Consider the following 21513-nt stretch of genomic DNA (forward strand, 5'->3'; position numbering starts at 1 on the left):
ATACGAGTCCTCTGGTTGAAAATGCAATCACTTTAAAAAAATTTCCGTGCGTTGATATCCCAGAGCAATGCCATTAACCTCTCTCGTTTCCGAATCGCTATTCTTGCCGCAGACAACCAATGAAGAACGCCCCCTCACTGGCGAATAGCGGTTCCGAAAAAACGGAGGCGTCATGTATCTATCATTGCGCACTTATAAATAGTTTCGGATTTTGGTATTAGTCGGCGGTTAGGCGAGATGCTATTCTCAAGGTGGCAAAGCGAGAAATTGCCTATGCTTCAAAAGGAGATGTCACAATTGTCACGCTGGTTCGATACTATACCGGAATCGGTGCAGGCGGAATTTGTCCAAGAAAAACTTGGCGCCTTATTGCAATCTAGCGCGTATAGCCAAGAATTGTTATGGACCTTACAAGTCTATCTGGAAAGCAATGGCCACGCACGGGCCGCCTCAAAGCGTCTATATATCCATCGCAATACCCTTTCGTACCGTCTTAGCCGCTTGCAGACGATACTTGGCTGCGATCTTAAGGATCTCGATACAATCATTGACCTAGGACTGGCACTCGCTTTTTACCGCAAGAACCCGTTAATCCATGGAGGTGAAGAAGATGTTCAAATCGAGAAAATCGCCCCTATTTCGTAAATCTCCTTCGGCAATATGGGAACCCTGTCTTCAATGCTTTGGCTATGGCGAAGATATTTGCCCAGAATGCGAAAGTGAAGGCTGTATCCACTGCGACCAACGCGGGTACACCACGTGCCGCATGTGCCGCGGCATGGGCGAGGTCCGTGTCGATGAATTAACGTGGCGGGCCGTCCAAGGCTAGACCAATGCCCCATCACAGCCTCTATCCCTGAGATGATCTACGACCATCTCAGCATATTCAGTCGCACACCGAACCCGCAACGGCAGTGCAATGAGCCGTCTACCCTCGTGAGGGGCAACCGCCAAGTTTCTTATGGGGTCACAGCTCCTTGCATGCACTGAATGTCTTAGCCTCTGCGCTATCCTATTACACGTCTATACGTACCTGCTTCTATGTATAACGTCTACTATTTGGTGCAGCAGCGGTGGACCTTGTGCATCAGTTTCTCGCACAACATTCAGCTCGAAGAGGTTGTCGTTCCCGAACCAATACAAAGAGCGCAAGCAGGTGCACAGCCCGGCAGATGTTCAACTCAGGTAATGGGAATAAACCCGAGTTTTTCGTACACATGCCTGGCAGGTTCATTTCCCACGGTTACAAACAAATAGAGGTCTTCATGCCCCCTCATCAGCAACGCATTGATGCTATTCTTGATTAAATTTGTCGAAAGACCTTGATTTAGATATTGAGGATGCGTTGCCGTATACGCCAGCAACGGTCTCCCCTGCCACATCGTAACCAGTGAAAACGACACAGGCCTTCCCCTCACTTCGGCTACAAAGGAACAGTCGTTTATAAAAGGCCCGTACTTGCCATTAATGGTATCATTAATTTCTTGAACAGCTTGTTCTGGCGTTTCTCCCTCATAATCAATGGTGTCATAATAGGCTTCGTAAAACAGCTTTCCTAAACGTAAAACATCATTTTGTTGGATATTTTTGAGGACAACTTCTCCAGAAAAAGCGACGCCTTGCTTGACTAACATCATTTTCATTTTTGTACGCATTTTTGTCCCCGCATTAGATTCAATTTTTTGTGTGACCCTTCTATCCATCATAACACCACGTGCTTGCTTTGCCTTATCCCTTCACATAGACTATTTGGCGCCACGCATGGCGTCAATGGTCAAGTGATCAGAACCTCTGAAACATAACAGCAACGTTCTCATAAGCACCCCCAAGAGAACTTTTCTTGCCATGCCTACGACTGTTCGCAAAAACGGCCTGCAAGCAATTGGGGACCAGTCCCGAGCGTTAGCGAAACATCCTCTCCTGTCACCTTTGACTGATTGCGGCCTTACGCATGTCTCCGATCAACAGAAAAACGTCTTTATCAAGACAGATACAACGGTTGATCGACCATAAAATACCGATACTCCTAGCATTTGATTGACCTTTATTGCTATACTTTGTATAGTAATAGAGCCGTTGTGTTCTAACGCCTTACGCCAAACACCTTTTCTTAATAATGAAAATAGGCGCCAGAGAACTCAACGTTACGTGCAGAGGAGCCTTATGCGAAATGGATATCGTAGTGTATTTAATCATTGGCCTCATTACTGGTGCCCTGACCGGATTTTCCGGAGCAAGCGCGGTCGTTATCGTGGTACCTGCTTTGACTTTGGGTATGCATATCCCTTTTCGCACGGCCGTTGGCACCAGCCTTGCTGTCGATGTAGTAACGTCGGTCACGGTGGCATGGAGTTACGCTCGGCAGCGTCACGTGGCGTTTAATCAAGGAGCGCTCCTCATGGGAGGAGCCATGGCTGGGGCTCAAACCGGAGTGATTTTGTCGCACCACATTCCGACTGCATGGTTGACGGTAGCGTTTGGCATTTTCATGGTCGCCATGTCCTGGAATTTTTTGTCCCACGCATGGCGTAATATCCCCCTCATCACCCCTCCCCCGGCCGGCCAGGCACCAAAACCCCCAAACTGGAAAGTGGTAGCAGCGGTCAGCGCCTGGGGGTTTCTCATTGGCAACATTTCTGGACTGATCGGCGCTTCCGGAGGCATTCTCTTTTTAGTTGCGCTGCTCTATGGCCTACGATATCCTCTGCGCACCGCTATTGGCACAGGAACCGCTGCCATGGCGTTATCAGCCCTCAGTGGCGCTTTAGGATACGGCTGGCATCACGAAATAGATGTCATCGGCTTTCTGCTGATTGGAGTGATTGCCGTCATCACGGGGTATCTCGTAGCACACTACGCTCAGGGTATTCGTGAACGCTATCAAGTCGGCGGAACCGGTCTACTCCTTTTTGCCGTCGGACTTTGGATGTTGATCCATTGACTTCGGTTTTATAGCATAAAAGGCGGTCGACGTTCCCAATCTAAATCACCTTTTGTATGACACATCGGAAATAGTGGTCTGTGCTGCAGATTTTTTAAAAAAGCGCATAGAAAAGTTCGATGGTTGGGTTCGCCAAATCATTACACCCAAATTGGTTAAGTCACACACTCACCGTCAAGGGGAAATTTACAACAATTCAGAACTTTATCCTATTATCGCAAGGGCGGCCATGAACACATTAAACCCGATCCACCACGGTTTTCAAATCCCTCGGCGGTCTCAACAAAGACAGCAATGTTATCCTTTCGGCACAAATCTTCGATGACCGCGTCCGAAGATTGACAGACGATGCCACTATAAACGTGGTGCTTAGGATAACCTTGACCATAGAGTAGCGTGTAACCGCGGATTTGTCCGTAAGCTTGCCAATTTAGCGTAATTTTTCCTTCAAATAACCAAACATGGTTATCTGCCTCACAGACAACGTCAATTTGTTTAAGTTCTGGTAGCCACACGTTTTCGCGATAAATTCCGGTTATGATGCCTGACCTCCGAAATCTATCTAATAGGCGCCGCTCTGGCGTACCTTCCACAATAAAACATAATTCTTTTAATAAAGGCGTACCGCGTTGCAACACCGCATCAAGAAAATCCAGCCGGTCCGGACGATACGTGGTTCTGTCTTTAGGCACAAAACGCCGAAATGACGCGTTAGACCCCGTCGCCCAACCAATGTGATCATCTTCGACGACAATAACCCTACCTGATATATATAGGTTGCCAGAGCGTGATTTAAAACATCTACGTAGAGAATCCTCTTCAAGTCGAGGAAGTAGAATCGAGGCCCATGGCCAAATGTCCTCGCGATAAATTTTTTGTTCCACTGTTTCATCTAATCCGCCTAGTGGGGTGACGGGAATCCGAATCACCTCACAAGGAATCTGGTGCAGTTCCCTAATTTTCTCCATGAGTTCAAGGGTTTGTCGGTGATACGATTGCTGTACCTCGTCTTCCTTCCAGTAATGCCAGTAACTATCGTCTGGACAATAATACCGTAACCCGTACATAATGGCTCGTCCCTTCGTAAAATTTATATCGGTGCTCAATCAGGATACCGTCATATCAGCGACGCCATTAAAACATGTTTATACCTACAATATCACGTAGACTAACTAATCGAAATAAAGGCCACATCGCCACTTTATGGTATGTTTTGTCGAGTTCTGATGACGCCACACGAATGTTCAATCATCAATGAAGGATTATCACTAAAAACAAAATAGAAATCTCCACCGATGAAGCCATATGAATTATTAGAGGGGATCTTTGGGAAATAGCAATGATTGTTAAATGACAGGCAATAGGAACAAGGCCACTTGTACGTGCAGAGAGTCAACCTAACAGAAGACGTATCTCAATTTGAGGTGTCCACACTACATCCACGTTTACGGTCTGCCCCTACCTGCGTAATCTCACCGTAGATGATAACGGAAAAATCCGAAACTTGTAGGTGACCGAGTAGAATACGCAGTCCTATTTGAGAATGGCATACTAAAGAAATAAAAAATCACCGTTGGCCTTGGCCATGGTGAAAAATAGATAACCGTTAAATTTGAAAAAAATGGTGCCGCAGGGCGGAATCGAACCGCCGACACGAGGATTTTCAGTCCCCCACAGTGCTCGATGGATGTGTTGGGGTGAGTAAGGCAGAGTGGGTCAGAGTGTGATTCTCTAAGGCTTTCGAGACATTGGCTTTGACTCCACGATTGGCTGAATTTGGCCCGGTTTGGCTGAGTTGGCACACATTTGGCACACAAAAATGTGACGTTAATTTCAAGCCGTTGGCCATCTCAAACAGAAGTCGCCAGACGAATTGTAAGACCCCCTTCACGGCATTCGGCCATCAAATTGAGCTGCTAAGGGACTTTAAAAATTCGGGACAAATTTTGGATTTGCGGGTTCGAACGCTCAGTAGATGGATAATTTTTAGTATGGGCGTCGCGACACCGTTAATGCCACCCACTAAAAAATTTTCATGGTGAGCCGTTTTGAATTATCCTGCTTTTTGGATGATTTCGCGGCTTATATTGTGAGAGCATGTATGGTTGCTCTCAGCTACTACCACGTTAACCCCCACTGGAAGAGCCGCGCTCATCAGAGGGTATCCGGAATGTCTTCGGAACCTTCTAATTGGAGGCTGACCCCCTATCTACCCGAATCCGATGGTCTAAGAGATGCATAGAAGCTCCTCCGCGCACATTTCCGTCCACAAGGGAGGCTTATTGCCCTTGGTCAGTATGGGGGCTTCTACACGCTTCTGACGCGATTTTTATGAAGAAGGAGGATGTCATCGAATGCGCCAAGCCGTTAATAACGTTACCTTACGAATCCCGGTCGCTATCGTGGAAACAGTAAAGCAGTTTGCCGAAGACCATAGAGTCTCGCAAAATCAGGCGTTTGTCCAACTTCTCCAAACCGGACTCCAGTCTCACGAGATCCCCCAACGAAAGGACTCTTAAAGCGATGTTGTCAGAGAAAGTACGACACCAGAACATTAGACGGACCGTGCAAGCCGACTGTGCCAATTTCGTTGGGGGACGGTGCCTTGAATCGGAACAGGCATGTTCCCTGCTGACGTGGACTAAAGGACAGGATTCATACGCCTGTCAGTATTTTGAAGAAGCGGTCCTACCCGCAAACCCGGTGCTCCGAGCCGAATACCAACAGAGTTCCAAGACCCCAGACAACAAGCAGATGGTACAAACAGGTCAATGCCAATCGTGCAGAACCTCATTTGTCAAGACCGGGCGGAATCAAAGGTATTGTCCCCCCTGTGGGCGGCAGGCTCATCGAAAGGCCCAAGCTTCGGCATCTCGGGCGTATCGCCGCCGCAAGGCCAAACCGTCATAGTTTTTAAGGTGGAGCGCCAAGTAGGACAAGGCTTTCCAGCCCCGGTTGTGAAGAGGGTGGTATGATTGCCTATCCTCCTGATTTTTACCCATCAAAACGTATGACGGCAAGCATGGATCTTCCAACAACAGAGAGCCGTCCCATGCGATGGTTCTTTTTGTTTTCGACCACGATAATGCTCCACGGAAAGGACTGCGTCCCTATGATCAATCTTCCCTCCCTATCTCACATTCAACAGCCTGTAGATTATGCGCTGTGGCTCCACGGGGAGTCCTCTGGCTACGTGACCTTTGGCATGATGGAAAACGGCAACAATCCGAAGGCTTGGGATACGCAAGCCGTCTCCGCAATTCCGACGGTATTATCGAAGTATGCAGACAATGTCGACATCGTCATCACGCTCAACCGCTTTAACGGGCCTCGCCAATCCAAAAATCTTCGGGAACTTAATGCGATATGGGTCGATTTGGACTACCACACCAAGCCCCAGTGGCAACAGGCAAGCCCCGAGGCCGTACTAGCAGAAGCCGTGAAGGTGCTCAACCATGCTCAGATTCCCCTCCCGACCTTTGCCCAAACATCGGGGAACGGGATGTGGCTCCTCTGGCGCATTGACCCCATCCTGCCCACCATGCTGCCACGGTGGCAAAAAGTCATCAAACGCTTACGCCAAATTCTGAGTCCCCTCGGGGCGGACCCCATGGCAACGGATGTCGCCCGGTGCATCCGCCTCGTCGGCGTGAACAACAGCAAGAATGGCAAGCGAACGGCTGTATTAGACTCGATGGTCATCCATTGGGCCGCTGCGTGGGATGCCGCCCTCCCTGATGCCGCAACCTATTATTGCCATACGCGATGGGACTTCGAAAGTCTCGAATACGCCATCCTAGGCAGGCACGACTCCCACAGGACGCCACAAGCTACGCCCCACAGGAAAACCCCTGCAACACGAAGGCGTAAACCGGAATGGCTCCGTAACTATACCATTGAGACATGGTATCAAGCCGTGGTTAAGGATATTTTGAACTTGATTGTGATGCGACATGGGGAATATCTCCCACCGGGAGAGCGAGATCGGTATATCTTTCCGCTGGGTGTAGCCCTGAGCCATTTGGGAGAGGAAGATATTGTATCGGCGATGAGAGAATTTGTTCACTCAGTGGGTGGCTGGGACGAACAAGAACTCACCAATCGATTGCACGCCGTCATCCAAACGGTTCAAAAGCACAGAGCCGGGGAAACGATGGAATGGAAGGGACGCACGGTTTCTCCGTTGTATCGCTTTCGAAACCACACGCTCATTGATTGGCTAGACATTACGGAAGAAGAACAACGGCAGATGACCACCATCATTGGTGCCGAAGAACGTCAAAGACGGGATCGAGAGCGCAAGAAACAAGAACGTGCAAAGCATGGTAAGCCATCACGAGAAACTCTAGCCGCAACCCATCGGTTGGAAGTTCAGAAACTTTATGCTTCAGGATATAATAAGTCAGCCATCGCAAGACAGGTGGGCATTAGTCGGATGCAGGTATACCGTTTATTGGGACCGCAAAGTGTAACATGAGTGTCTTGTTGTATGAAAAATACCTAGTACAAGGGGAATTTCATGTTACACTTCCAGAATTACTGACACTAGTTAGCTGTCATTCCTTAAATTTAGCGCGATTAAATCCCGTGGATTATTCTAACCCTGTATATTCGTGGCTTTCATTGGACAGCACGGTTTACACAGAGGTGGAAAAATTGTCCACCAACAACACATGCAAGAAGTGGACCTCGTAGCGGTTCGCTTGGCAACTACGCCAAATCCCCTAGGTCTCCCTAATGCGTTAGCCTGCGAAGTGAAATCGTTTTTGGGCTCCCATGGAGTACACTATAATCATGTTTTTAACTATGGTAGCCAAAATGCTAAACGGTATGCACTGGTAAACGATCCCGTTGTTCGTCAGCAAGTGCTAACCAACTCCAAAACGACTTCAATACCTCATTTGACATCGCATTGATCGCGGGAAAATTTTGTCCGCCTGATGTGACGAAATTTTTTCCGAATGGGCCAAGCCGATTTGTCCCACACCCACACCCATTAGGGAGTGCATACGTCATCGATGCTCAACCATGCATAAACGACGTGATAACGTTAATAAAAGGCAATGGAAGATCCTATAGTAGTGACGAACTAGTGCAGTTAATTCGCCTTTTGGGTCTAACGGGGGAACTTTGATTGCAATGGCCCAAGTTCCCCATCATCAGGACCGTCAACAAGAAGGTACTTTTGCCATACTTAGCCCAGAATAACTGAATGGCTATCCATTGCACTCCCCCTCTTTTAGGCATTTTCCAACAATCCCGCCAAAAATCTTAAAAAATCCTCGATGGTTCGCTCTTTAATTTTCCAATGCCCCTTTACGATTACATCCGTTTCGGTACAATGCGAAGGTAAGGAGCGAGAATAATGCCAACGATTACGATTGGAACCACGACCATCCCCTATACTATTGAAGAACGGCCTCGTCGCCAACATCCCGCTATCCAGATTGATGCTTCTCGACAGGTGACTGTTTTGGTGCCTGTGGGGTTTGACCGGCAGCAAATTGAGCCACTTGTGAAGCACAAAGCGCGATGGCTCTTAAAGCATTGGACCGCCCCGCCAACACCACAGACCCTCCCCGCCAAAGAATTTGTCAGTGGCGAGGGCTTCTTACTGCGTGGATATACCTTGCGGCTTAAAGTGCAACGAAGGGACGCCAGTGAATCGCCCGTTGTTTTGGAAGGCCGGAACCTCATCGTCACCGTGTCTAAAGGCCAACAACCGTACCGTATCCGTGAGATCCTTGTTCAATGGTACATGGAGCAGGCATGGTCTCTTTTTCCGGAACGAATTGCGCATTATGCCCCCATCGTGGGCGCGGCGCCATCACGTCTCAAGATTGCGGAATACAAATCCCGCTGGGGCTTCTGTCGCGAGGACGGGTTAATTGCCCTAAACTGGCGCATTGTCCAGGCGCCTCTCTCCGTCATTGACTACGTCATTGTTCATGAACTTACACATCGGCGTTACCCCCATCATCGCCGGACATTTTGGGATGCGGTCCGGGTGATACTCCCGGATTTTGAGGTGCAGAAGCAATGGCTCCGGGATCACGGGGCGGAGTTGGGGTGGTAATATTAAATAGGAACCCGACCTAACAATGATAATAACGATTTTGATAGACCGTCGATTCCTTGTAGCCAAGCCCATCCCATATGCTGTAATGTAATTAATGAAAGTGTACGCCAGTTGTCAACTTCATTTCCAATGCGCATAGAAAGAAACGGTATCCATATTCTTCTCATGAGTTTCCCAAGATCGGTTTCGGTTCCAATATCGCAAACGATGATTATGGGTGGTTTTCTGATACCGATTCGCGTTGTAAGTGCTTGCCCGAGAATCGCGTTAATGTGAATATCGCAACCGCCATAGCCAATGAGCAACCAAACATCATCATTAAAAGCATGTTGCCGAAACAAGCTTAAATACGCTGAATACGGATAGGTAATGGTATTCGCAAGTTTGTTTCGACCTGTAATCATGACGGGCTCCAACTGCCAATCCTTGTTGGACGAATAACTCGCGCCTGACTTGTGTCTTAAATTTTCCGCTATGTCAATATCTTCCACCCATAACGGTTGTGTTGGATTACTTGGGAGAGACCGATTTAAAGCATAGGATGGAATAAAATGAATCGAGCCGTGTAAAGGTAGATACAGGGTCGTGTTATCTCCCGAAAATTCTATTGTAGGATCGAATTGATAGATACCTTGGTGGTAAGGGAGCCGGAACCCTGTCTCCAATGGAATTCCGCTAAAATCTAACATATTGTCATAATTTAAGGATGCGACCGTTAATTGAAAATACTGATTTAGGGTTCTTAACACAGTATTTATGGCGGACGTGGACATTTTCATTGGATTCGACGATTGGTAAATTAAACTTAATATGCGGGTTCGTGCTTCATGCGCAAGAAGCCTTAAAAAACCCCCGTTCAATGTTAGTTGTGGTATAGTTCCCCGTCTAAACGAGCGGCGTCGGAAGGATCGACTTATCAACCACAACGTTGGATAGAAATCGAAAGCCCCATTAGCAGTCCAATTAAGGGAGGCCAACAAATCAAGAAAATCAATGAGATCTTCGAAATTTGGGCTCTTCTTCTCTCTTTGGGACATTTTCATAAACGGCGCAAAAAACGGTTCGTTAATAATGGTACTTCCATCGCTAGGTGCAATCCATGTTAACAGATCATTCGTTATCTCTGCGGTTTGAGGCACGATAGAATATGATGAACCAGCTCCAAGGAGCACTAAAATGGCTTTCTTACTGTGGCTCATTATTTTTTCCCTCGTTTTTTTCTCATAGGGTATTGCAACCACAACTCAGGTAACCTCCGACTTTCCCCACTATGATTGGGATAAAAAACCGAATCAGCATCACCTTGTGCGCAAATAGTTGTGTTCCCTTATGATGGGTAGGATTGGTAAATATAGCAATATCGCTATGCCAGACGTACTCTTGCCAACTCCATCAACTGGCCTGTCAACCGATCTAATACGCTGGACTCCGTAACCCCGGCCACCCGCAATTGCCTCCGAATAAACCTCTGCATTTCCCGCTGCACATCCTCTTTGACTTGCCAATCAATCACACGGAGCCCTTGGAGTCCTTCCACAATCGATTCAGCCAATGCAGTCATGGTATCGGTCCGTTCTCCAGAAGCATCCAATGCCTCCACCAACAGGCTCCGAAACGCCGACACGGTAGGGGATAGGCCATCGGCTTGACTGCCTTGAACAATTTCCTGTGCCTCGGTCCGCATGGTTGCCATGGCTTGGAGTAGTTCTGCCAATGTAATCCGGAGTTGGCGGTATTGCTGAATCAACTCATCCAACCGTTGCCGCAGGGATGTCCAAGCGACCGGGTTTTCTTTTTGACGCACCCGAATCTCATGACGCAACGCATGTTCCATCTCATGCGCACGGGCTTCAGGACTGGGGAGCCCTTCTAAGATCTTTTGATGAAAGGCGGGGTCCAGAATGGATATCGGAGCTAAAAGGCTCGTTACGCCCGAAGACCGAATATGGTCCTCGATGAGATGGCGAACCTTCGCACCGACACCAGAAAGATCCAAGGTCTCTTGCCGATACCGATTCTTGGCCCCCATGCGAATTTTTCCGAGCCAGCGCATGTCATCGAGATAAGGTGCCGCCACCGGATCGGGCATCACCCGGTCTAAGTGCTTGGCAAATTGCAAAAAAGCGTTATCAAAATGAATCCGACGATCTTCCGGTTCTAAATAGCGCACCAACGCATCTAAATCATTCGGGTCAATGCCATCAAAAATCCGCATGATGGTCCGGTGGGCTCGTTCCAAGGCTGGAAGATCATCGGTTAACGGGTGCAGGATCTCTTGAACATCCTGCGCCTCGAAAATGCCTAACGCCTCATCCAACAAGCCACCAATGCCGTAATAATCCACCACCAGCCCATAGGTTTTACCGGGAGCGGGCCGATTCACCCGGGCAATGGCTTGGAGTAAGGTATGTTCGCGCAGTCCGTCATCCAAATACAGAACTTGTTCTACGGGGGCATCAAAGCCGGTGATGAGCTTATCGCACACGATGAGAATGGCCAACGGATCCACCGCTAATGGCTGCTTAAATCGATCAATGAGTCGTGCTTCTTGGTCTGGCGTCAGCTTATATTGCTTCATCCGCGCATCATCGTCATTCGTTACGGAAATAATCACGGCATTTTCTGGACCATTTAGGCGTCGAATGGTTTCGTGATAGAGCACGGCAGTCTCGCGATCAATCGCCACAATTTGGGCCTTATACCCATTGGGCTGGATATGGGTTTCATAATGCTGAATCAAATCTAGACATACCTGCTCAATCCGTTGCGGACTTCGAATAATGCTTTTCAGATTAGCGTAACGTTTCCTAATCGCTTCCCGTTCTTCATCGCGATAGTCGCGAAACACGCGGTCAAATAAGGTATCAAGCGAGTGTCCTTCCACCTGCACCTCCGGCAGACGAGATTCATAGAAGATCGGCACCGTCGCCCCATCCTCGACCGACTGCTTAATGGTATAGGTATCGATGTAAGAACCAAACGTCTGGGGCGTGCTTCGGTCCTTTTTATCAATGGGGGTACCCGTAAATCCCAGAAAACACGCATGTGGCAACGCGACCCGCATATTGTGCGCCAATCCGTGATATTGGGTCCGGTGAGCCTCATCGACCATCACAAAGAGATTGCTGTCTTCACTCAGGACGGGGTGCTTGGCCGTAGGGGAGGTTTTCGGGACTTGGAACTTTTGAATGGTGGTCATTAGCGTCTGCCCCGGCCCGCCATTCAGCAACCGATCCTGTAATTCCTGAATGCTCTCCACGCGCACGGGATTGGGGAATCCGCACCGTTGGAAGGTTCCCGCGATCTGCCGATCTAAATCTCGTCGATCCGTTACCACCAGAATAGTAGGGTTTTGCAAACCGGGAGTTCGTCGCAGTTTCAAGGCCGTATAGACCATGGTCAGAGACTTTCCCGACCCTTGGGTATGCCAGATCACACCGCCCCGTTGCTTGTTGTGCGGCACATGAATGATCCGATCCATGGCTTTAGACACCGCTCGCCATTGCTGATACCGAGCCACTTTTTTAATGACCGTGTGACCATCCGGTTCAAAAACGATGAAGTTTCGCGTCAGATCTAATAGGTGCGCTGGCGTCAAAGCACCCGCTAGCAAAGTATCTTGGGGCAACGCATCCGCGCCCAAGTCGTCTGCCGTCCAAGGATAAGGATCTTTCCACTCCGCCCAATGACGCGCCGGTGCCTGAATGGGGGCCAGCCGGGCACCTTGTCCCCAAATGGCCACGCACAATTGATTCGTCCAGAAGAGTTGGGGAGCCACCCGTTGATAGCGTTCCAATTGATCCGTCGCCTCTTGGAGGGGATGAGAGACTAAGGCAGGATTTTTGGCTTCAATCACCACCAAGGGAAGCCCGTTGACGAAGAGCACGAGGTCAGCGCGAATCTTCTCCCTGCCATGCACCCAAAACTGATCAACCACAACAAAGTCATTATTCAAAGGATCATCCCAATCAATGAGCCTTACCGTCTGATGACGACGTCCCTGTCCGAGATCTTGTTCGAGGCTAAAATACGTAGTCAAATCTTGATGCACTTGCGCATTGGCTTCCAAGAGGCTGGTGGCATTGACTTGGGTGACCCGGCGCGTGGCTTGAACAGCATTGTCCGTGGAGATCCATGGGTTAAGACGTTTGATGGCGTTAAAGAGACGTTGAGGCAAGATGGGATACGCCAAAGAATCCCGCTCTTGGTCGATGGTGGGACCGGGAATGTGTGCCCAACCGAGTGCGACCAGCCGGTGCAGGGCGGGGGATTCTGAAAGTTGGGATTCAGACCAATGGTTAGACATGGGTTACTCCTTGTACGGCAGGCTGCGTTATTAAAAACTTTGAAAGGAGCGTCGTCTTTAAAGAGGTAATTTTATCTTTCTCTGCACTGTAGGATGCTTTAAGTTGCTGAATTGAATTCACAAAACCTATAATTTTAGTCTGTTCTAGTATAGGAGGAACCGGAACTAATATTTCCATTAGATTAGATGCGCTAATATTGGCTTGGCTAACCCCAGGAGTAATTATTTTCCGGATTTGTTGTTGACCTTTTTCAGAGTTCAGAAACAACGTAAGAAAATGTCCAACTACAACCTTACTATTTGGTTTGAGCCGAATTAGATAAGAGGCAAACGTTAGGGGAAGGATTAGATTAGCATCGTAACAAGCAGATTTTCCGACCAAATCAAGGCTGTTTGTGCGATTAAATAAGACGTCGCCGTCATCCAAGATATACTCTGGGGTTACGTCAGTTTGAGACAAAAATTTGACATCCGATATGTCAAGGACACCATGTCGGATGTTATTCATTCGTAGAACTGGTATACCACTACCAGGGTCGGATGCCATTAAAGGTAGAGACAGTCCGTACTGTGCTTTAAGAAGAATAGACCTAAGTGGCAGTATAGACCAACGTGTTGGAACTCTACCCACGCCAGGATGCGTACAATGTTCAGACTGTTCAAGTCCACGAGAAAGCAGATATTCTATAATTTGGCCCTCTAGTTGGACTAAGGTGTCTAATGACGATCTTAGCGAGTCAATCACCGCATCCACACTCCCCAAAATCTCCGCAATGCGCCGTTGCACGGGGAGTGGAGGGAGAGGGATAGTTTTTTCGATTAACCATGATTTATCTACGTGTGGAATTGCTCCTCCCACTCGGTTCATTTGTAGTTCTGGTTGGATATACTCAAGAAAATAAAATAAGTACTCAGGTAACAAGTTTCTGGAAATCGGACGTATTCTTAGTAGTGTCGATCCTACTGCGCCATATCGATTCTTGAATACTTTTCCACTTCCCGACCCATCAACTATCATAAGGATGTCGTCCGGAAAACAAATCGGGACTGTTTCGTCGTCAGTGAACAAAGTCTGGGATTCATCTATTAGAATATATGGAACTGACTTGTGCGGCCCTTTGCCATATATGGAACGTGGTTTTTTTCCCTTGGTAACTGTTATCATCTCGCCTAATCGAGCAAGTTCAATCAATGTATCCCAACTCCTTCAGATATCCATACATCTTCGCTTCCAATTCATCCCGTTCTACTTCCAGTTGTCGTAATTCCCGGATCAGTACGCTAATGTCTACTTCTTCCTGCTCTTCAGAGGTGTCCACATAACGCGAGATGTTGAGGTTGTATTCATTTTGCCGAATCTCCTCCAGTGACACCACACGCCCATACTTCTCCACGTCCTGATATGCGGCATATGCATCCACAATCTTCGCGATGTCCTCGGGTCGCAAGCTATTTTGGTTTTTCCCCGGTTGGAAGTCACGCGACGCCTCAATAAACAACACGCGGTGACGATGGCTCTCGGGTTTGGACTTCCGGATGATCAGGATGGCCGCCGGAATGCCGGTCCCATAGAAAAGGTTTGGGGGTAGCCCGATCACGGCATCAATCAAATCGTCTTCCAAGAGACCCTGCCGAATGTGCTGCTCGCTATTCCCCCGAAACAAGATCCCGTGGGGCATCACAACCCCAAGCCGTCCGGTGACGTTTAAGGTCGCCACCATATGTTGCACGAAGGCCAAATCGCCATAACTCTTTGGCGGCAGGCCATATTTAAAACGTCCATATGGGTCATGCTCGGCCTCTTCTCGGCCCCAGCCTTTCAAGCTAAACGGGGGATTGGCTATGACTCGGTCAAACAACATCAACTCGCCATGGTCCACCAGTTTAGGATCGCGGATGGTATCGCCTTTTACAATCTGGGCATCCACCAAGCCGTGGAGGAGCATGTTCATCTTGCAAATGCTCCACGTGTTGAGATTCTTTTCTTGTCCGTAGAGACTCACATTCTTGGCATTGCCACCGTGGGCCTCAATGTAGTGGACCGACTCAATCAGCATCCCGCCCGAACCCACGGTCGGGTCACAAATGCGCATGCCTTCTTCAGGTTGGAGCAGGGCGACTAGCAGTTGCACGACACCCCGAGGCGTGTAGAATTCGCCACCTTTCTTCCCCGCATCATCGGCAAATTGGGCAATGAGATATTCATATGCACGGCCCAGCATATCGGGTTCGGGAAGATCCTTATTGCCTAGTTGCACGCGACTGAAGTGTTCCAAGAGGCGCAGGAGCACGTGATCAGGCAAGCGATCTTTATTGTTGAAATCAATGCTAACCAATACACCTTCGAGTCGGCGGTTTTGTTCTTCCAAGGCTTCAAAGGCTTTGTTAATCGCTTCCCCGACATTGACCGCGACAGTGCGCAAATGACTCCATCGAGCCCGTTCCGGCACGAAAAACTGATATTCCACGGGCTCATCGGGATCGGCACCGGGAATGTGTTGCAAGTCTTTCCGTTCTTCCTCGAAAACGTCATTAAGCCGTTTCAGGAATAATAAGCCAAAGATATAATTCTTGTAGTCCGCTGAGTCAATACTCCCTCGCAGGATGTTGGCGGATTCCCAAAGGTGCGATTCGAGTTCTTGAAGCGTCAGAGGCATAGATATTCGGAACCCCTTCCATTCGACAAAACATTCGATGATATTGAGAATTATACTGGATTACGAAGGAATTAGGGAGAGGTCGTACCACAGTGAAGGTGACTTCGGAGGGCAGCATCCACAACGCTGACTTAACGTGCTCGGGAAGGTTGCGACTAACGCGGACATAGCAGCTTTAATAACGTCGCAGTCAAGGTATAAGGCCTGTCCGGGTCGTCTTTATATGTGACCGCCAGAGGGCATATTACGTCAGGTTGGTCATCGGTATCTGACGCCGACCAACCGCACACAAGGATCGCTCTCAATAAATCGTATCATAGTGAATAATTATGCCATAAGAAACGGGGCCGTGGGTCTAGTTGGTATGCTTTGGTAAAAACCTTATGTTTTGCTTGATCAGTGCGAGTTCCTTAGTAGTCTTTAAGCAAGGATAACACCTCTTCATCTAGATCGTGTCATCACGGATAAACCCTGTTCCCCCTCCCACTTGAGCAGACGCTATTTCCTTTGCAATCTCCTCATCTCTCCTAATTTAAGACCCCGCAACCAATTCAAGTCATTAACACGATGGTATCGCTTATAAGCCAATCGCGTAAATCCTAGTGACATGGCTTGAGTTGACCTGCTATTTAAACCGTGGCTAATCCTCTTACCATGAAATAGTATGGACGTGGAATACATGACATCTCTTATATACGGGATAACCTCCCCAAAATGGCCCCTCTCTCGGCCATATTTTTCAAAAAAATTCTTTTCTCTCACAGGGGCCAAAATCACCCCCTCATCCCGAGTAATACAGATGAAGAGCACATTGAAAGTCACCATTAAGGCATTAAAGGAGGAATCCTTTATCATGCACTGACTAGCCTGCAATACGCTCCAACGCCTTGATAGATAACGGTTTCAGGATTTGGCGTCATCTTGACGGATGATTAAAATTGATAGAATTTGGGCATTTTCAGGATTCACTTTGAGGGAACCGGCGGGTTGAACGCCGACTCGCCGGTTCTCTTTTTTTCTCAACACCCGCACAAACGCCATGGTCATCGACAGGAATTTAATAGAACCGCTTATACTCAGGAAAGCTATCGAGACCCTTTTTATGCAATAACCACACGTATGAGCTGGCTCCTTATGAAGTGCGGTTCATCGAAGAGACTGAGGCCATGCAAAAAAGGATGCTCCGTTTAATCCTTCGCTGGTCCCATATCATATGCAAAATGGAGGTGAAGTCATGAGTATCGGCCTGTATCATCCGAGCACCCATAGACCACGGTTCGAGATTATACGACAACTCATCAGCTCGCGTAGAATCAGTGCTTCATGACGCGCTTGGTGCCGGTGTTTGTTGCACCCATGGCTTGCACTTGATGCACCGCGATTCACGCCGTTTTTTTCCGTGTGGGTATACCCGTGTATGACGCACCACCAATTCAGAAACCGACAAGGAGACGATCACATGAATATCTACCCTGTTTTGCTCACGGCCCAAGAAGCGGCAGACATTCTCCGCGTGTCCCGCTGGCGCATTTACGACCTCATCGCACAAAACGTCATCCCAGCCGTGCGTCTGGGCCGTCAAATACGCATCCCCCGTGACAAGCTGTGGGAACTAATCCAAGCACAACGTCAGGCCATATAATGCCATGATTCCCCTCCCGTTCCTAATCTCTATTCGATATCTACATGATGAGCAGGAGATAATTAATCTCCTGCTCACTCTTGAAATCATTACTACACAACAATATCATGATGGCTGTGTGCCAAATGTGTGCCTTTCCGAAAAACACACAGGAGGAAAAATATGGCTGGACAAATCATCTCCCGAGGGGACCGGACCTGGCTGATCCGGATCTTTATTGGCCGTGACCCGAAGACGGGAAAACGGAAGTATCTCAACAAGACGGTTCATGGAACAAAAAAAGAGGCGCAACAGGAACTTAATGCCTTGTTGCGTGATCAAGATACGGGTACCTTGGTAACAACGCAACGGATCACACTCAATGAATATCTCGATCAATGGCTGGAAGCGGCGGCAAAGCCACGGCTCCGCCCACAAACGTCTGAGGATTATAAGGCTATCTTGAATCGGTACGTCCGCCAACCACTAGGATACCGAAGATTATCGACTATACAGCCATTGGACTTGCAAAAGCTATATTCAGAGATGCTGGAGCGCGGGTTATCCCCACGAACGATCCGGTACACCCATGTCATTCTCTCATCCGCGCTGAAGCAGGCGGTCCGCTGGCAGATGCTTAGTCAGAATCCAGCGGACAAGGTCTCGGTGCCTAAACAGCAACGACGCGAGATGCACGCACTGAATCCAGAAGAAACGAAACGCTTTCTCAGCGCCGCAGAATCCTCTCGCTGGTTGACGTTGTTCCAATTCGCCCTCGTAACGGGGATGCGACCGGAAGAATATTTTGGTCTACGCTGGGAGGACATCGACTGGCACAACGGCAGAGTACAAGTGAAAAGAGTGCTGGTGCGGCCCAAAGGTGGTGGCTGGCGATTTGACGAACCCAAGACGAAGAAAGGCCGTAGCATACCAATTCCTCAAACCCTCGTCGCATCGCTCAAAACGCTGAAGGTGGAACAAGCTAAGCAGCGCCTAAGTCTTGGGGAAAGGTGGAAGGACCACGGGTTGGTGTTTACCGCAGAAAACGGGGAACCGATTCATCATTCAAATTTCACGGCGCGCCACTTCAAGCCGATCCTGAAGGCGGCTGGATTAGCCGAGAATATTCGGCTCTACGACCTCCGCCATACCTGTGCCACATTGCTACTAGTGGCAGGCGAAAATCCCAAGGTGGTCAGTGAACGATTGGGACATGCGAGTATTACTCTCACACTGGACACCTACAGTCATGTGTTGCCGACGTTGCAACAGCAGGCCACGAGTAAACTCGAAAGCCTCCTGTTTGGCAACGGCACACAAGTTGGCACACTATAGGCACACAAAAGAAAACTCACCGCCCCTAAGGGATACGGTGAAAAACCTCGAAATCGTTGCTGTGTCTCAAAAAACGATGGTGCCGCAGGGCGGAATCGAACCGCCGACACGAGGATTTTCAGTCCTCTGCTCTACCGACTGAGCTACCGCGGCGTGTAGTGGCGGAGGCGACGGGATTCGAACCCGTGATCTCATGCGTGACAGGCATGCGTGTTAGGCCGACTACACCACGCCTCCGTAATATAACTTCATCATGGTAGGCGGAACAGGTCTCGAACCTGTGACCCCCTGCGTGTAAAGCAGGTGCTCTACCGCTGAGCTATCCGCCCACAACCTTAAGAAGCGTTTTTGATTATACATGCTCTGACGAGAAATAGCAACGCCTCCGACACGAAAAGATCCCTTTCTAGATGCCATGTCAGCGGAGATGACGGTGTGGTGAAGCCATCTCCGCCGGCCCTACGTTTTTGTCACGGTTATGACGCATCATTAATCCACCATGCGTACGTCCCGTGGTGAGGACCCTGTGGCACTGTAACTAAGACCCAGTGTTCGCCTACGAATCCTAACAAATGATAGTCCGACACCGAAGAAAATGGCATGCGAATATTTAATGCCCGATGTGGCCCATAAAGGAGCAAGTGCCAGACGCCTTGGTGTGACTGGCCCAAAGTCGCCGCCATGTCCCCTTTGGGGGAAAATCGAGGGACCCCAACCCACTTCACCTGCGCGGGCAAAGGATAATGGAACACCTGTCCCCGGTGCCACAATACCACTTGTTGACCTGATTGGCCTAATGCCGTCGCATGATGACGCGAGACCCGGAGTTCCGACAGACGTGGCAGCTTGACCAATCCATGGCCTTGCCAGAGAACCGTCCCATTACTCAGTGCCGCAATGACACTTTGGTCACGGGTTACGCCAAAATTGATAATATCATGGGGTGATTCGGGAATAATAGCCGGAGACAAGTGGTGGTCGCGTGTCCAAACATATATACCCGATCCCTGAGCGGCTTGCCCTAAAATGGCTGCGCTTTCCGCATCCGATGCCCAAACGACCTGATGGCTCGTTTGCAGCCCTCTTGCCGCCATATGCATGGCGGAGACGACAGGTTGCGTAAAGTAGAGTTGCTGGCTTCCTCCATCTATCCACAAAGCGCTCGTGCCGTTGGGTGCGGGATAGAGTTTGCCCCCAATCCCTAGCAAGGCATGGCCAGCACTGACTCCCACGCGCCACACGCCTGCTCCAGATGGTTCCGGCACGTCTTCCCACGCAAGAGGCGTTGGGGAATCCGTGGTAATATGAATCCCTGTGGCATGGATCGTCATGGCCAACTCGGGGGTCACAAGATAAAATTGACCATTTTGCTCCACTAACCCACCAGGCTGCGCGCTCACCATCATCCAACTAGACGTTTGCACTTGGTGCGAAGCGGGGACTTTTGCCACATAGATTTGCAGCACGGCAAACATCAGCAATAGAAAAACGGAAATGGGACGTTTCATAGGGATATTCCTCCTTGGCGCCTTCCTCCATATCCCTATGCCCGTCCCATTGTTTTATGCGAAGGGATTTATTGTTGCGCCTTCAAGGCTTTAATCTCCTCCGTCAGGCGGGGTACGACTTCAAAGAGATCCCCTACAATACCATAGTTGGCCACTTTAAAAATGGGAGCTTCCGGATCGTTATTGACCGCTACAATATACTTCGACCCCGAAATTCCTGCTAAATGCTGAATCGCCCCCGAAATGCCAATAGCAAAATAGACGGTAGGGCTCACGACCTTGCCCGTTTGGCCGATGTGATACGAATGCGGAACCCAGCCTTCATCGGCCACCGGCCGCGACGATCCCACCGCAGCTCCCAGCGCTGCGGCAAGGGCATCTAACAACTGAAAATTTTCTGGGGCTTTCATACCACGCCCGCCGGATACGATAATGTCCGCTTCCGTCAATTCTATGGTGCCCGTTTGCGCCTCCTTGCGCTCCACCACAACGGCTTGAAATGTCGCAGGGTCAACAGATGGAGCAATGTCCAATATCTCTGGGGTCACCTGGTGCACTTCAGCGGCATTGATGTTCGGACGCAATGAAAACATTTGCACAGGTGTGTTGATGACCACCTCAGCTAACGCCTTGCCCGCATAAACAGGACGAATAGCCTTCACTCGCCCCGATGCCTCCGCCTCTAAATGGAGGCAGTCGGTGGCCAATCCGGCTCCAAGAACTTCGGATAGGCGAGCGGACAAGTCTTTGCCCCACGCATTCGCTGGAAAGAGGATCACGTCCGCGTCAAACTGCGGAAAGCTTTGCGCAATCGCTGCCGAAAATCCATCCGAACTGTATTGTGTGTACGATTCCCAAAACACCGCCCGATCGGCTCCATATTCGGCTAATTTGGGAAGAGTCTTTGCCGCATCTGTACCGAACGTCAAGGCCGTTACGGGTCCTTTTCCCAAAGACCGCGCGACCGTCAACATCTCTAAGACAACATGGCGGATATCGCCCGCATTTTGATCAAAAATTACCAACACGCCATTAGCCATCCTAAATCCCTCCTACTTCTGCATTT

At 49.2% G+C, this 21513-nt stretch carries 15 protein-coding genes and 3 tRNA genes; 7 read left to right on the top strand and 11 right to left on the bottom strand.

Annotated elements, in window-relative coordinates; translation table 11 throughout:
* Positions 1-288: 288 nt before the first annotated feature.
* On the top strand, positions 289-645 hold the full coding sequence (locus tag CO251_RS14735; protein WP_369825297.1) for a PucR family transcriptional regulator: 357 nt from the start codon (positions 289-291) through the stop codon (positions 643-645).
* A 536-nt stretch (positions 646-1181) separates the two neighbouring features.
* On the opposite strand, the gene CO251_RS14740 is transcribed toward CO251_RS14735, so the two are convergent.
* Positions 1182-1706 (bottom strand): GNAT family N-acetyltransferase, encoded by a 525-nt coding sequence (locus CO251_RS14740; protein WP_103376561.1) that lies wholly within the window; start codon positions 1704-1706, stop codon positions 1182-1184.
* A gap of 464 nt (positions 1707-2170) precedes the next feature.
* Here CO251_RS14740 and CO251_RS14745 point away from each other — a divergent pair, with 464 nt between their 5' ends.
* Positions 2171-2941 carry a sulfite exporter TauE/SafE family protein gene (locus CO251_RS14745; RefSeq protein ID WP_158246373.1) on the top strand — a complete coding sequence of 257 codons (771 nt, stop codon included), beginning with the start codon at positions 2171-2173 and terminating at the stop codon, positions 2939-2941.
* Positions 2942-3153: 212 nt separating this feature from the next.
* On the opposite strand, the gene CO251_RS14750 is transcribed toward CO251_RS14745, so the two are convergent.
* Positions 3154-4008 carry a hypothetical protein gene (locus tag CO251_RS14750; RefSeq protein ID WP_103376563.1) on the bottom strand — a complete coding sequence of 285 codons (855 nt, stop codon included), beginning with the start codon at positions 4006-4008 and terminating at the stop codon, positions 3154-3156.
* A gap of 1456 nt (positions 4009-5464) precedes the next feature.
* Between CO251_RS14750 and CO251_RS18115 the strand changes: the two genes are divergently transcribed.
* The 3 genes from CO251_RS18115 to CO251_RS14765 all read left to right on the top strand — a co-directional run bounded on the left by CO251_RS18115 (position 5465) and on the right by CO251_RS14765 (position 9017).
* Positions 5465-5851, top strand: a complete 387-nt coding sequence (locus CO251_RS18115) for a cysteine-rich VLP protein (RefSeq protein WP_103376564.1) — start codon at positions 5465-5467, stop codon at positions 5849-5851.
* A 202-nt stretch (positions 5852-6053) separates the two neighbouring features.
* Positions 6054-7418, top strand: coding sequence for a helix-turn-helix domain-containing protein (locus tag CO251_RS14760; protein WP_158246374.1), 1365 nt, complete (start codon positions 6054-6056; stop codon positions 7416-7418).
* An 888-nt stretch (positions 7419-8306) separates the two neighbouring features.
* Positions 8307-9017, top strand: coding sequence for a M48 family metallopeptidase (locus tag CO251_RS14765; RefSeq protein WP_103376566.1), 711 nt, complete (start codon positions 8307-8309; stop codon positions 9015-9017).
* A gap of 2 nt (positions 9018-9019) precedes the next feature.
* Here CO251_RS14765 and CO251_RS14770 read toward each other — a convergent pair whose 3' ends face one another.
* The 4 genes from CO251_RS14770 to CO251_RS14785 form a co-directional block, all read right to left on the bottom strand.
* On the bottom strand, positions 9020-10261 hold the full coding sequence (locus CO251_RS14770; RefSeq protein ID WP_146039103.1) for a hypothetical protein: 1242 nt from the start codon (positions 10259-10261) through the stop codon (positions 9020-9022).
* 122 nt (positions 10262-10383) lie between these two features.
* Positions 10384-13326, bottom strand: a complete 2943-nt coding sequence (locus CO251_RS14775; protein ID WP_103376568.1) for a type I restriction endonuclease subunit R — start codon at positions 13324-13326, stop codon at positions 10384-10386.
* The gene (locus tag CO251_RS14780) at positions 13319-14518 is read right to left on the bottom strand and encodes a restriction endonuclease subunit S (RefSeq protein WP_103376569.1); all 1200 of its coding nucleotides are present in this window, start codon (positions 14516-14518) and stop codon (positions 13319-13321) included. The genes CO251_RS14775 and CO251_RS14780 overlap by 8 nt, the downstream gene beginning before the upstream one ends.
* Entirely contained in the window at positions 14511-15983 is a 1473-nt protein-coding gene (locus CO251_RS14785) for a type I restriction-modification system subunit M (protein ID WP_103376570.1), read from the bottom strand. The genes CO251_RS14780 and CO251_RS14785 overlap by 8 nt, the downstream gene beginning before the upstream one ends.
* 1459 nt (positions 15984-17442) lie before the next feature.
* Here CO251_RS14785 and CO251_RS14795 point away from each other — a divergent pair.
* Together CO251_RS14795 and CO251_RS14800 are read left to right on the top strand one after the other, a co-directional pair.
* Entirely contained in the window at positions 17443-17625 is a 183-nt protein-coding gene (locus CO251_RS14795; protein ID WP_103376572.1) for a helix-turn-helix domain-containing protein, read from the top strand.
* A 162-nt stretch (positions 17626-17787) separates the two neighbouring features.
* A complete protein-coding gene (locus CO251_RS14800; protein WP_103376573.1) occupies positions 17788-18939 on the top strand; it encodes a tyrosine-type recombinase/integrase in 1152 nt (383 codons plus the stop codon).
* Between the two features lie 77 nt (positions 18940-19016).
* Here CO251_RS14800 and CO251_RS14805 read toward each other — a convergent pair.
* From CO251_RS14805 to CO251_RS14825, 5 genes are all read right to left on the bottom strand, one after another.
* Positions 19017-19092: transfer RNA gene (locus tag CO251_RS14805), tRNA-Phe, on the bottom strand.
* Positions 19093-19098: 6 nt separating this feature from the next.
* Positions 19099-19176, bottom strand: a tRNA-Asp gene (locus CO251_RS14810).
* A gap of 17 nt (positions 19177-19193) precedes the next feature.
* A tRNA-Val gene (locus CO251_RS14815) sits at positions 19194-19268 on the bottom strand.
* A 147-nt stretch (positions 19269-19415) separates the two neighbouring features.
* The gene (locus tag CO251_RS14820; protein ID WP_103376574.1) at positions 19416-20447 is read right to left on the bottom strand and encodes a hypothetical protein; all 1032 of its coding nucleotides are present in this window, start codon (positions 20445-20447) and stop codon (positions 19416-19418) included.
* Positions 20448-20515: 68 nt separating this feature from the next.
* On the bottom strand, positions 20516-21487 hold the full coding sequence (locus CO251_RS14825) for an electron transfer flavoprotein subunit alpha/FixB family protein (RefSeq protein ID WP_103376575.1): 972 nt from the start codon (positions 21485-21487) through the stop codon (positions 20516-20518).
* Positions 21488-21513: the final 26 nt, after the last annotated feature.

Source organism: Sulfobacillus sp. hq2, from assembly GCF_002903155.1.
GTDB lineage: Bacteria > Bacillota > Sulfobacillia > Sulfobacillales > Sulfobacillaceae > Sulfobacillus > Sulfobacillus thermotolerans.